This is a genomic window from Paraburkholderia sp. BR14374 (assembly GCF_040948685.1).
Taxonomy (GTDB): Bacteria; Pseudomonadota; Gammaproteobacteria; order Burkholderiales; family Burkholderiaceae; genus Paraburkholderia; species Paraburkholderia youngii.
Window position 1 is genome coordinate 108,181 of the sequence record NZ_JBFPKF010000015.1, and the last position, 12,351, is coordinate 120,531.

The window sequence follows — 12,351 nt, forward strand, 5'->3', positions numbered from 1 at the left end:
GGAGGGGCGGGACGGCGTGCAATTCGATGCGCCGTCCGACCCGTCCGCGAGCGTTACCGTCGTTAAGTCTGATCGGTGCTTTCCGCACCAGCCAACCCGCGCCTCGCACTCTGGCCGCCGGGCTTTTCGGCATTTCCACTCGACATTGTTCGCAAGCCACGATGGCTCGCTGCCGCGCCGCCGTGCGACCCAAGACGGCGCGACTTCAATGCCGCTTGCGCGTATCCGCCTGAGTCTTGCGCATCCGCTCGCGAAACGGCTCCGTCACATCGACGGCGATCGGATCGCTGGCGGGAAAGCTTTCCATCAGCGCTTCATCGAGCCGCGTGTCGGCGGACGTCGGTGGTGTCCGGCGCGTGCGCGCAGGCCGGGAGGCATGCTGGCTTTTGCTGGTCATGGCGCGCTCCATCGGTAGAGGATCAATGATTCAGCATAGCGCATTGCGGCTATCGACGAACGTCGGCCGAATCGCGCAGGCGCGTCGTTTGAAACCGGCCCGCATCGATTCGTTCTCCGAGTGTCCCGGCCGCGCTTGAGCTGCGCTTGAGCCGTGCTTTTGCCGCAAGCGACACCTCCATCGATCCATCAGACAGCGAACCACATGAACGGGAAAAAGCCGGTGGCTACGCGACGAGTGCTCGCAGCCCACGTCGTGGACGCCGAACTGGAACACCTGGATTGGGCGACGCGGCAACCGGCGCTGCACCTGTTCGACGCCGGCTACTGGCGGCGCCGCGTGCTGGCGGTCAAGGGGAGTTTCGAGCTGACCGAGCGGCAGCTGATCCAACTGGAGAAAATTCTGCAGCGCCTCGGTCTGTCAGCGGACTAGCGAGGCGCGGGCGTTACCGCTTCTTCGTGTTTATTCCTGATTGCCGCCGGGGCCGCTGCTGCCGTGGTTGCCGCCATGATTGCCGCCTTCGCCGCCGGTGCCGAATAGACGCCGCCGCCGGGTGACAACGACCGGGCCCTCGGAGTTGCCGCTGCGCTCGCCCGGCGCGCGTTCCGCCGCCGGCGCGCCATACGGTTCACGCCCCTCGCGCGGCTCGCGATGTTCGCGCGAACCATGCGGACCGCGCGCGCCATGTTCGCCATGCGACGTTCGGCCCGTGCGCGGCGCCGGCCGCGTGCCGGTATCGAGCTGGATCGTGGAGATCGCGCGCTTGTAGATGCCTTGCAGGCCGACCGGCGTGCGCAGCATCACCAGGTACTGATCGAACGACTCGATGCATCCGGTCAGGCGGATGCCGTTGACCAGATAGATCTCGACGCGCTTTCGTTCCTTGCGCGCGGCGTTCATGAAGTCGTTTTGCGGATGCGATTCTGCGGAAGCCATGGACAATTCAGGTTAGATAGACGGTGGTTCGCCGCGATTCTACCCTTTCTGTTCCGGGCGGGGCAGTACGCGTCGACGGGGCGAACTTTGTCAACTATAACGGCTTGTGAGCCCATAAGCATCCGATACCGCGAGACTGTAACGTTGAGTTACGAATCTGCTGGTCAATGGCGTCTTCTTCCGGTCTCTCCAGGCATTGCCGGCAAGGTTGGCGGAAAAGGAAGAACATAGTGCTGTGCTGCGCGAGCACCTGCGGCGGCGTCGAAGCGCCCGAAAAAAGCCAAGAATTCCGGAGAAAGCAGCGCAACCGCAGCGCAGCGACACGGCGCCACGACCGCGGTGGAATAAACCACGCGGTCGCAGCGTTAAGCCCAGTATGGCGGCACCGCACTGCGCGGCCTGCCGCCCACCGCCCGCCGCGCCCGTCGGTCGATCGCGCGCTGGGCATCCGTGAGGAGATTCAACATGATGAAAGCATCCCGTATTCTGTCAGCGCTCTTCGTGCTGCTCGCGCTCGCGTGCGGCTCCCTTGCTCACGCGGCCGACACCGACAACGCCGCGTCGAGCTCGAGCGGCAACAGCAACAGCAGCGGCGGCTACTAGAGCCGCGACCGGGCCTGGCACACCGGGTGACCTTCGAATCGGAAGTGATCGCGTGGCTGCCCCAGCTGCGCCGCTATGCGCGCGCACTGACGGGCGACCGCGCCTGGGCCGACGATCTCGTTCAGGATACGGCGGAGCGCGCGCTTGCGCGCTGGTCGGCATTCCGGCCGAACAGCAACCTGCGCGCGTGGTTGCTGACGATCCTGCGGCATCTGTACATAGACCAACTGCGCGGGCGGCGAGAGATCGCCGTCGACGAGGAAAGCGCGCCGTGGCGCAATCTCGAGGCGCCGCACGGCGAGGTCGACGGTCTGGTACTGCGCGACGTGCAGCGCGCGCTGTACTGCCTGCCACTCGAGCAGCGTGAAGTGCTGCTGCTGGTGTGCGTGGAGGAGTTGTCGTACCAGGAGGCATCGAGTGCATTGGGGGTGCCGATCGGTACAGTGATGTCGCGGCTGTCGCGGGCGCGCGAGCATATGCGCGCGTTGCTGTGCGAGGAGCCGCCGGGGCCAATGCACGGACCGCAGCCTCGTGCGCCGCGGGCGGCGCACAAAGTAGCGCCGCTGAAAGTGGTGAGAAACCGATAATGAACAACGATAACCCCGAATCCGGATTGCCCGACGAGCCCGATCTGCGCTCGCTGTCGGCTTATGTCGACGGCGAATTGACGGATGAGCAGCGCGCCGCGGTCGAAACTCAGCTTCGCCAGCATCCGCAGGCCGCCGCGCGCGTCGCGGCGTGGCGCGCGCAGAAGGCGGCGCTGCGCGCGCTGTGCGGCGTGCCGGGCAGCGATGCATGGCAAGCGCAAGCGGGGCACGGGGCCGACTTTGAGCAGCAAGCCGCTGAATCGGGCGAGCGACATTACGCGGGCAGCCAGCCCGCGGAGGCGGAGGAGCCGGCCTTTATCGTGGTGCGGCGTGCGCGGCCGTGGTGGCAGCGCGCGGGTCTCGCCGCCTGCTGGCTCGCGGCCGGCGCGGGGCTCGCGCTGGTGCTCGGCCCGCTCGCGCCGCGGCTGAGCGGCGGCGCGTGGAGCGGCTTCGGCGGCCAGCCGCCCGGTTTTGCGCAGCGCGCGGATGTCGCGTACGCGGTGTACTCACCGGAGCGGCGTCATCCGGTCGAAGTCGCGGCGAGCGAAGAGGAGCATCTGATCGCGTGGCTGTCGAAGCGGCTGAATCGTCCGCTGTCGGTGCCGTCGCTGCAGGAGTATGGTTATTCGCTGGTGGGCGGCCGGCTGCTGCCCGGCGAGGCCGGGCCGGCCGCGCAGTTCATGTACGAAAACCAGGACGGCGCGCGCCTGACGCTGTACGTGACGGGCGTCACGCGCGACGAAACCGCGTTCCGCCTGTTTCGCGACGGCAACCGCCGCACCTTCTACTGGATCAGCGACCGCATGGGCTACGCGCTGTCCGGCGCGATCGCGGAAGGCAAGCTGCGCGAGATCGCGATCGACGTTTGCAGCGACCTCGGCGGTAAGCCAGAGACGTGGCAGCAGTAGCGGGCGGTAGCGTGTCGTAAAGGCCGTTGGCGGCCACGCACGCATGGCTGCTGCCATGCGGGACCGCACCCTCGGCTTACCCGACCGACAAGGAGACGCCTTGCCCCAGACGCTGCCGCCCAACCTGACCGCCGCGCAGTTCGACCGTGCGCTTGCCGGCTGGCGCGCGATCGTCGGGGACGCGCACGTGCTGAGTTCCGACGCCGGCCTCGCCGTCTATATCGATCCATTCGCGCCCGGCGAGCCGGCCGCGTTTGCCGCGAGCGCCGCGGTGCTGCCCGCGTCGGTCGATGAAATCCGCGCGGTGCTGCGCGTCGCCAATCAGTACCGGATTCCACTGTGGACGGTGTCGACCGGGCGCAACTTCGCGTACGGCGGCGCCGCGCCGCGTCTGACCGGGTCGGTCGTGCTGGACTTGCAGCGCATGAACCGCATTCTCGAAGTCAACGAAACGCTCGCCTATGCGCTCGTCGAACCCGGCGTCAGCTATTTCGATCTGTACGCGCATCTGCGCGACAAGGGCTACGAGCTGTGGGTCGATCCACCGGCCGCCGGCTGGGGCAGCGTGGTCGGCAATACGCTCGAGCGCGGCTTCGGCTATACCGACTACGGCGACCACGCGGCCGCGCAATGCGGGATGGAGGTGATGCTCGCCAACGGCGACCTGCTGCGCACCGGCATGGGCGGCGTCGAGATCGGCACGGCGTGGCAGCTGTATCAGCCGGGCTACGGGCCGTCATTCGATGCGCTGTTCATGCAGTCGAACTACGGCATCGTGACGAAGCTAGGTGTGTGGCTGATGCCCGCACCGCCCGCGTATCTGCTCGGCGAAATCCAGTTTCGCCGCGAGGCCGATCTGGAGGCGATCGTCGAGACTCTGCGGCCGTTGCGGCTCGACGGCACGATCCGCAATCACGCGGTGATCGAGGGCGGCTTGCGGCGCGCGGCGGGCCTGTCGCCACGCCGGCAGTGGTACCACGGCGCGGGCGCGATGCCCGAGAGCGCGGTGCAGGCGATGCTCGACAAACTCGGCGTCGGCCGCTGGAACCTTCATTTCGCGCTCTACGGCACGCCCGAGCTGATCGACGCGCGCTACGCGCTGATCGAACGCGCGTTCGCGCGGGTGCCGGATGCGCGGCTCGCGGCGGCACGTTATGCGGGCGACGCGCAGCCGAGCGGCGGCGGCGACCGCAACATGGCCGGCATTCCCGCGATGACGGCGTTTCGCATGCTCGACTGGCGCGGCGGCGCGGGTGCGCACGTCGACTTCGCGCCGATCTGTCCGGCGACCGGGCGCGACGCGATGCGCCAGTACACGATGGTGAAAGCGCGAGCCGCCGAATACGGCTTCGATTACTACGGCGGCTTCACGGCAGGTACGCGGCATCTGCATCACATTTTCGCGGCGATTTTCGACCGCAACGACGCGAACCAGGTGGAGCAGGCCGGCCAACTGCTGCGCTCGCTGATGAGCGACGCGCGCGCGGCCGGCTACGGCGAATACCGCGCGCATCTCGCGTATATGGATTTCGCGGCCGCGCAATACAGCTTCAACGACGGTGCGTCGCTGCGCTTCGCGGAAACGCTGAAGGATGCGCTCGACCCGAACGGCATTCTCGCGCCGGGCAAGCAGGGCATCTGGCCGGCGGCGTGGCGCGACCGGCGAGGCTATACGTGAACAACGCGTGAACAACGCGTGAACAACGAGTGAATGGAGCGTACACGCCAATGGATCGACGCACTTTCATGCTCACCGGTGCATGGCTCGCGACGGCAGCGGGCGGCGCATGGCCGTGGCTCGCGCGAGCCGCCGCGTGCGCCGACGAGGCGCGCGCGTTCGCGATCGTCGACTCGACGCTCGAATGCGGCGCGTCGTTCGCGCGCTATGCCGCGCACCTGCGGTTGCCGACCTTCGAAACCGGCGACGATGCCGGCGCGCTGTGGTTCGCCACCCTCGCGCCCCTGCTAGACGACGGCCGGACCCCACACGCGATGCCCGCGCTGATCGGCTTCACGCGCGCGTCCGACTACTTCGTGCTGCAACACCTCGCGCTGCGCACCGGACGCTTCGTCGAGCATAGTCACGAAGCGCGCGAGGGGCTGCTTGCGCAACCCGCCCACGTGGCCTTCGCGCTGACGCCGCGCAGCGGGCGCGGCTAAAACCCGGCTAAAACCCGGCTAGAACTTATAGTCCTTGTTGTTCGGATCGAAGGTCGAATCGTCGAACGTCTTCGGCGTGATGCTCTCGAACACGATCTGCTCGAAAATCTTGCCTTCGTTGTCATAAGACTCGATGGTGCGAAAGAACGGATGCCGCAAATCGAGCCCGAGCGTTTCCTTTTTCGCGTAGAACTGCGGCTGGCCGACCGGTGTTTCGAACGTGAACGCGACGACGCGCACATCGTCGATCGTCTTCACTTCGATCTGCACGGAACGCGGCAAGCCGGTCTGGCTGTATTTTTTCCCTTCATTCAGGTATTGGTCGGCCACGTACTCGGTGCCGAGATCGCGCACGCTGTGATTCGATTGCGAGCGTGCGAGCGCGCCGGTCAGCGACGTCCACAACGGCATCACGTTCATGATGCCGCCGAGGTGGCCGAACGTTTCGTCGCTGCGTTTCGACTCGTCGTAGATGATTTCCTGGCCCGCGTGCGCGCCGTCGGGCAGCCACTTGGCGTAGATGCGCAGCGGGTCGTGCGCGACGCGCACGAGCATGTGATCGGGCTTGTCGGGCCAGATGCCGCGAATGCGCTCGGAGCGCGACATCGTGAACTCGTACGACGGGTAGCCGTTCGGCCCTTCCTTGATATAGCGCGGCAGCGTCAGCGGATCGAGCGATTTGAACAGCGCGACCAGTTGCGCGTCGTCGAGTTTTTCGAGCGTGCCGCTTTGCTGCGCGGCGCGCAGCCATTTGACCTGCTGGTCGAGCGTCAGCTTGCCGACCTGCGCGGGCGGCGTGGTGGGCGGCTTGACGGCGCTCGCGGTGTCGAGCGGGGGCGGACGGTCGTCGTTCTGCGCGAACGCCATCGGTCCCGAAAGCAGGGCGAGCATAACGAGCAGCGCACCCGGCAGCAAGCGGGGTCGCAAGCGGGATCGCAGACGATGCGAACGGGCGGACATGCGGTGCTTCATGAATTGCTCCAGAAAGTGACGCGGCCGCTCATGCAACATGCAAGGCAATAACGCCAGGCAACAAAGCTATAACGCATTGAAGCAATGTTTATTCCCGTCAGGCAGACCCCTGTTTCGCGAGTTCCTCGTCGCGCAACGCACGGCGCAGAATTTTGCCGACATTGGTTTGGGGCAGCTCGTCGCGAAACTCCACGAGCTTCGGCACCTTGTAGCCAGTCAGATTCTTGCGGCAGTACGCGATCACCTGCTCGGCGGTCAGTGTCGGCGTGCGCCGCACGATGAACACCTTCACGCGCTCGCCCTGCGCGGGATCGGGCACGCCGATCGCCGCCACTTCGCGCACGTCCGGATGCGCGGCGATCACATCCTCGATTTCGTTCGGATACACGTTGAAGCCCGACACGAGGATCATGTCCTTCTTGCGATCGATCAGACGGATAAAGCCGCGCGAGTCCATTACGCCGATGTCGCCGGTTGCGAGCCAGCCCTCGTCGTCGATCACCTTCGCGGTTTCATCGGGGCGGTTCCAGTAGCCCTTCATCACCTGCGGGCCCTTCACGCACAGCTCGCCCGCCTCGCCGATATTGGCCCAGCTGCCGTCGTCTTTCCTGAAGCGCACCTGCGTGGACGGCGCGGGCAAGCCGATCGAGCCTTCGAAGTCGCGCAGATCGACCGGATTCATCGACACGATCGGCGAGCACTCGGTGAGCCCGTAGCCTTCGACGATCGGCTTGCCCGTCACCGCCTTGAAGCGCTCCGCGACGCTCTTCTGCGTCGCCATGCCGCCCGCCATCGCGAGCTTCAGGTCCGAGAAGTCGCGCCGGCAGAATTCCTCGTTGTCGAGGAACGCGTTATAGAGCGTGTTGACCGCGGTCATGCCGGTGAATTTTTCGTGACGCAGGATCATCATCACGCGCTTCATGTCGCGCGGATTCGCGATCAGGATGTTGCGCCCGCCGAGCCCCATGAAGATCAGCGCGTTCACGGTCAGCGAGTAGATGTGATAAAGCGGCAGCGGCGTGAGCACCGTTTCTCCTTCGCCGGACAGTTGCCCCGCGGCCCACGCCTTCGCCTGCAACAGATTGGCAATGATGTTCCGGTGCGTGAGCATCGCGCCTTTCGCGACGCCGGTGGTGCCGCCCGTGTATTGCAGGAACGCGATGTCCTCGTGGCTCGCGCGCACCGGCGTGTGCGGCCGCGCGTAACCGATCGAAAGCGCTTTGAGCAGCGGCACAGCCTGCGGCAGCTCGTAGGCGGGCACCATCTTTTTCACGTGACGCAGCATGAAATTGAGCAGGTGGCCCTTCAGATTCACGCCGTCGCCGAGCAGATCGCCGAGGCCGGTCACGATCACGTTGCGCACCCTGGTGCCGGGCAACGCGTCTTCGAGCGTCTTCGCGAAGTTTTCGAACACGACGATCGTCTGCGCGCCGCTGTCCTTTAGCTGGTGCGCGAGTTCGCGCACCGTATAGAGCGGATTCACGTTGACGACTACGGCCCCCGCCTTGATCGTGCCGAACAGTGCGACCGGATACTGGAACGTGTTCGGCAGCATGATCGCGACGCGCTCGCCGGGCTGCACGCCGATGCTTTGCAGGTAGGCCGCGAACGCGCTCGCCTTGCGGGCCAGCTCGCCGTACGTCAGGCTCGAGCCGACGCTGACGTACGCGACGCGCTCGCGGAACTGAGCGGTGCATTCGTCGAAGAACTGATCGAGCGATTCGTATTGCGTGACGTCGATCTCGCGCGGCACGTCGTCCGGGTAGGACGCGTACCAGATGCCGTCGGTGTTCGGCGCGGGGCTTGGCGCCGGGTTTGGCGCACGAGCGCTTCCTGCATCCGGCACGTGCTGCGGCGCTTGGGTGGTGGGCTCGATCATCGGTTGCTCCTGAGATGTTGGTATCCGCTGCCGCGCTAGCGTTCCAGAATCGCGACGACCCCCTGGCCGCCCGCCGCGCAGATCGAGATCAGCCCGCGTGCGCCGCCAGCCGGTTTGTCGAGTTGCGCGAGCATCTTCGCGAGCGCGGCGACGATACGTCCGCCCGTCGCCGCGAACGGATGGCCGGTCGCGAGCGAACCGCCGTTCACGTTGAGCTTGGTGCGATCGATCGACCCGAGCGCGCCGGCGAGGCCAAGCTGCGTGCGGCAATATTCGTCATCCTGCCATGCCGCGAGCGTGCACAACACCTGGGCCGCGAACGCTTCATGGATTTCATAGAGATCGAAGTCCTGCAACGCGAGGCCGGCGCGCGTGAGCATGCGCGGCACCGCGTAGGCGGGCGCCATCAACAGGCCTTCCTGCTTGTCGAAAAAGTCGACCGCCGCGGTTTCCGACCAGCTCAGATACGCGAGCACCGGCAAGCCGCGCTCGGCCGCCCATGCTTCGCTCGCGAGCAGTACCGCGGATGCGCCGTCGGTCAGCGGCGTCGAGTTGCCGGCGGTCAGCGTGCCGGCGTCGCGGTCGAACACCGGCTTCAGGTTCGAAAGCTTTTCGAGCGACAGGTCGGCGCGCAGGTTGTTGTCGCGCGCGAGGCCTTTGTACGGCGTCATCAGATCGTTGACGAAGCCGCGCGCGTACGCATCGGCGAGCTTGCGATGGCTCTCGTACGCGAGCACGTCCTGCGCCTCGCGCGAGATGTTCCAGCGCTTGGCCATCAGCTCGCAATGCTCGCCCATCGACAGCCCCGTGCGCGGCTCGACGTTGCGCGGCAGCAGCGGCTTGAAGAACATGCCGGGCCGCAGCCTGCTGAGCGCGGCAACACGTTGCCCGGTGCTTTTGCCGCGATTCGCTTCGAGCAGGATCTTGCGCATCCGCTCGTTGACGCCGATCGGCGCATCGGACGTGGTATCGACGCCGCCCGCGATGCCCGCGTCGATCTGCCCGAGCGCGATCTTATTGGCGACGAGGATCGCGGCTTCGAGGCCGGTGCCGCAGGCCTGCTGCACGTCGTAGGCGGGGGTTCCCTTCGCGAGCGTGGTGGACAGCACGGACTCACGCGTCAGGTTGAAGTCGCGCGAATGCTTGATCACCGCGCCCGCCGCGACTTCGCCGAGACGCACGCCGTGCAGGTCGTAGCGATCGACCAGCCCTTGCAGCGTGAAGGTCAGCATGTCCTGATTCGATGCGCTCGCGTACGCGGTGTTCGAGCGCGCAAACGGAATCCGGTTGCCCCCGATGACGGCGACACGGCGCACGGCGGATTGCGGGTGGGACATGCTCGGCTCCTTGGGTCGTACCCAGATTATCGGTGGAAGCAAACGATGCAAACGCTACGAACGGCGCGCTCGCGGCTCACAGCAGCCGCCACTGCATGCGCGCGCGCAAATGCGGCTTGACCCCGGCGAGATCGCGCACCTCGAGATCGCGCTCGATCAGCGAAGGCGAGGCGCTCCACAGCGACGCTTCGCCGGGCAGCAGCATCGGCAGCTTGAACTCGGCGGCGAGCGTCGCTTCGGCGAGCGGCTTCGGCGGCTGCAGCGACGACGCTGCGCGCGCAAGCGTCCACATGCCATGCGCGATCGCGCGCGGAAAGCCGAACGCCTTCGCCGACAACGCGCTGAGGTGGATCGGGTTGTAGTCGCCGGACACGCTCGCGTAGTCGCGGCCCAGTTGCGGCGCGAGCTGCCAGCGCGCGATCCGTTGCAGCGCGTCGGGGTCGAGCGTCAGCGCTTCGAGCGGATGGCCGAGCGCCGGCACCGCGCGCTTCAGATAGATGCTGTCGCCGTCCCACACCGCCTCGCCGCGTCGATAGATGCGCGTATGCACGACGAACGCCTGGCCCTTGTCGTGACGCAGCAGCGCGCCGAATTCGACCTCGATGCGCAACAGATCCTTGTAGGCGAGCGGCCGGCGCAGCCGCACGTGATTGGCCAGATGCACGAGACCGAGCGCGGGCCACGGAAACGCTGGGTCGGTCAGCATCAGCAGATGCAGCGGAAACGCGAGCAGATGCGGGTAGGTGAGCGGCACGCCGTGCTCGGGAATGAAGCCGCACACGCGCGCATAGCGCCACGCGGGGCCGGGCTCGAGCACGACGGCGGGGCGCACGAGCCGCAACGGCGGCAGCCGCGATTCGCGGCCGCGCTTGACGATGCCGGTCAGCGCGCGCCCGTACAGTTTCGCCGGCGCGGGCAGCGTTTCGATCACGACGGTTTTCGGCCGCGCGCCGTCGCCGCCCGGCGCGGGTGCGAGATGACGGCTGCCGAACGGATCACGCGGTTCGTCCATGCCCACGCTCCCGTTCAGGCGCCGATCAGGCTTTGACCGCACACGCGCACGACCTGGCCCGTCACGCCGGCCGAGCCCGGATGCGCGAGCCACGCGATGGTTTGCGCGACGTCGACCGGCTGGCCGCCCTGGCTCATCGAGTTCATGCGGCGGCCGGCCTCGCGGAGCGCGAGCGGAATCTTCGCGGTCATCTGCGTTTCGATGAAGCCGGGCGCGACCGCGTTGATCGTGATGCCGCGCGCGCGCAGTTGCGGCGCCATGCTCTGCACCCGGCCGATCACGCCGGCCTTCGACGTCGCGTAATTGGTCTGGCCGGCATTGCCCGCGATGCCGCTGATCGACGACACCGCGACGATGCGCCCGCCGTCGCGCAGGATGCCGCCCGCGAGCAGCGCGTCGTCGATGCGCTCCTGCGCGCTCAGATTGATGTCGATCACGCTTTGCCACGCGGCGTCGGTCATCCTCGCGATGGTCTTGTCCTTCGTGATGCCGGCGTTGTGCACGACGATGTCGACGCCGAGCTCATCGAGCGCCGCTGCGATCTGCGCGGGTGCTTCGGGCGCGGCGATGTCGAACGAGAGCGCGCTGCCGTTCAGCTGACGCGTCGTCGCATCGAGCGCGTCGCGCGCGGACGGAATGTCGACGCCGATCACATGCGCGCCCTCGGCCGCAAGCACGCTCGCGATAGCAGCGCCGATGCCGCGCGCGGCGCCCGTGACGAGCGCACGCTTCCCGGCGAGCGGCTGGCGCCAGTCCAACGCGGGCGCGTGGGGCGGCGGCGCTTCGTTGCGGCTGCCCGCGATCCGCACCACCTGACCCGACACATAGGCCGAGCGTGGCGACAGGAAGAAACGCAGCGTCGCGTCGATGGCGCGTTCCGAGCCGTCCTCGACGTACACGAGATTCGCGGTGATGCCGCGACGCGCTTCCTTGCCGAGCGAACGCACGAGCCCTTCGAGCGCGCGCTGGGCGGTCCACTGACGCGGGCTCGCGCAGGCCTCGGGCGGACGCCCCAGCACGACGATGCGCCCGCACTTGCCGAGCGAGCGCAGCGTGTCGTGGAAAAAGCCGTGCAGCGGTTGGAACTGGCTGCTGTCGTCGATACCGCTCGCGTCGAACAGCAGCACGGCGAGCTTGCCCGGCGCACCGGCTTCGGCCGGCTCGAAGCGGCCGGTCATCAGGCCGTGGCGAGTGGCGAGCGGCACCCACAGCCCGGCGCTTTCGTGCGCGACGCTCGTCATGCCGATGCCGGCGATCAGACTCGCGAGCGCGTCGAACAGGCGCGGCTCGCGGCCCGCGCCGATCGCGATCAGACCGTCGAACTCGGCCCGGTCCGCGCGGTAGCGCCGCAGCACCTCGGGCTTCGGCAGGCCGAGCGAGCGCGCGAGACGGCCGCCGAACGGCGAGTTGACGAACTTCAGGTAGGAGTCGTTCATGTTATCGGTTGCTCCACTGGACGCGCTTCGGGCGGCCCCATAGATGTTTCAGGGGTGCCGGACGTGTGTCAGTGTGCCTTGAGTTGCGTGACTCGGGTACGGTTTGCCGCGCCGCATCGGTAGT

General features: G+C 67.1%; 13 protein-coding genes. 6 read left to right on the forward strand and 7 right to left on the reverse strand.

Annotated features, from left to right (window positions below):
* Positions 1-205: 205 nt before the first annotated feature.
* On the reverse strand, positions 206-397 hold the full coding sequence (locus tag AB3X86_RS27810; protein WP_018432239.1) for a hypothetical protein: 192 nt from the start codon (positions 395-397) through the stop codon (positions 206-208).
* A gap of 204 nt (positions 398-601) precedes the next feature.
* On the opposite strand from AB3X86_RS27810, the gene AB3X86_RS27815 reads away from it, so the two are divergent.
* Positions 602-829, forward strand: a complete 228-nt coding sequence (locus AB3X86_RS27815; protein WP_368598490.1) for a hypothetical protein — start codon at positions 602-604, stop codon at positions 827-829.
* 30 nt (positions 830-859) lie between these two features.
* On the opposite strand, the gene hfq is transcribed toward AB3X86_RS27815, so the two are convergent.
* On the reverse strand, positions 860-1,333 hold the full coding sequence (gene hfq, locus AB3X86_RS27820) for an RNA chaperone Hfq (RefSeq protein ID WP_368598491.1): 474 nt from the start codon (positions 1,331-1,333) through the stop codon (positions 860-862).
* A 465-nt stretch (positions 1,334-1,798) separates the two neighbouring features.
* Here hfq and AB3X86_RS27825 point away from each other — a divergent pair, with 465 nt between their 5' ends.
* From AB3X86_RS27825 to AB3X86_RS27845, 5 genes are all read left to right on the forward strand, one after another.
* Positions 1,799-1,936: a hypothetical protein gene (locus tag AB3X86_RS27825; RefSeq protein WP_176108899.1), complete on the forward strand. Its 138-nt coding sequence runs from the start codon at positions 1,799-1,801 to the stop codon at positions 1,934-1,936.
* 26 nt (positions 1,937-1,962) lie between these two features.
* Positions 1,963-2,523 carry a sigma-70 family RNA polymerase sigma factor gene (locus AB3X86_RS27830; RefSeq protein ID WP_013089172.1) on the forward strand — a complete coding sequence of 187 codons (561 nt, stop codon included), beginning with the start codon at positions 1,963-1,965 and terminating at the stop codon, positions 2,521-2,523.
* The gene (locus AB3X86_RS27835; protein WP_368598492.1) at positions 2,523-3,431 is read left to right on the forward strand and encodes an anti-sigma factor; all 909 of its coding nucleotides are present in this window, start codon (positions 2,523-2,525) and stop codon (positions 3,429-3,431) included. The genes AB3X86_RS27830 and AB3X86_RS27835 overlap by 1 nt, the downstream gene beginning before the upstream one ends.
* Positions 3,432-3,531: 100 nt before the next feature.
* Positions 3,532-5,109, forward strand: coding sequence for an FAD-binding oxidoreductase (locus tag AB3X86_RS27840; RefSeq protein ID WP_368598493.1), 1,578 nt, complete (start codon positions 3,532-3,534; stop codon positions 5,107-5,109).
* A 50-nt stretch (positions 5,110-5,159) separates the two neighbouring features.
* Positions 5,160-5,591, forward strand: coding sequence for a hypothetical protein (locus tag AB3X86_RS27845; protein WP_368598494.1), 432 nt, complete (start codon positions 5,160-5,162; stop codon positions 5,589-5,591).
* An 18-nt stretch (positions 5,592-5,609) separates the two neighbouring features.
* Here the strand turns inward: AB3X86_RS27845 and AB3X86_RS27850 are convergent, their stop codons facing one another.
* From AB3X86_RS27850 to AB3X86_RS27870, 5 genes are all read right to left on the reverse strand, one after another.
* Positions 5,610-6,563 carry a DUF1571 domain-containing protein gene (locus AB3X86_RS27850; protein WP_368598495.1) on the reverse strand — a complete coding sequence of 318 codons (954 nt, stop codon included), beginning with the start codon at positions 6,561-6,563 and terminating at the stop codon, positions 5,610-5,612.
* A gap of 97 nt (positions 6,564-6,660) precedes the next feature.
* A complete protein-coding gene (locus tag AB3X86_RS27855) occupies positions 6,661-8,442 on the reverse strand; it encodes an AMP-binding protein (RefSeq protein WP_368598496.1) in 1,782 nt (593 codons plus the stop codon).
* A gap of 35 nt (positions 8,443-8,477) precedes the next feature.
* A complete protein-coding gene (locus tag AB3X86_RS27860) occupies positions 8,478-9,779 on the reverse strand; it encodes an acetyl-CoA C-acetyltransferase (RefSeq protein ID WP_368598497.1) in 1,302 nt (433 codons plus the stop codon).
* 76 nt (positions 9,780-9,855) lie between these two features.
* Entirely contained in the window at positions 9,856-10,791 is a 936-nt protein-coding gene (locus AB3X86_RS27865) for a MaoC family dehydratase (protein ID WP_368598498.1), read from the reverse strand.
* A gap of 14 nt (positions 10,792-10,805) precedes the next feature.
* A complete protein-coding gene (locus AB3X86_RS27870) occupies positions 10,806-12,227 on the reverse strand; it encodes a 3-oxoacyl-ACP reductase (protein ID WP_368598499.1) in 1,422 nt (473 codons plus the stop codon).
* Positions 12,228-12,351 lie beyond the last annotated feature (124 nt).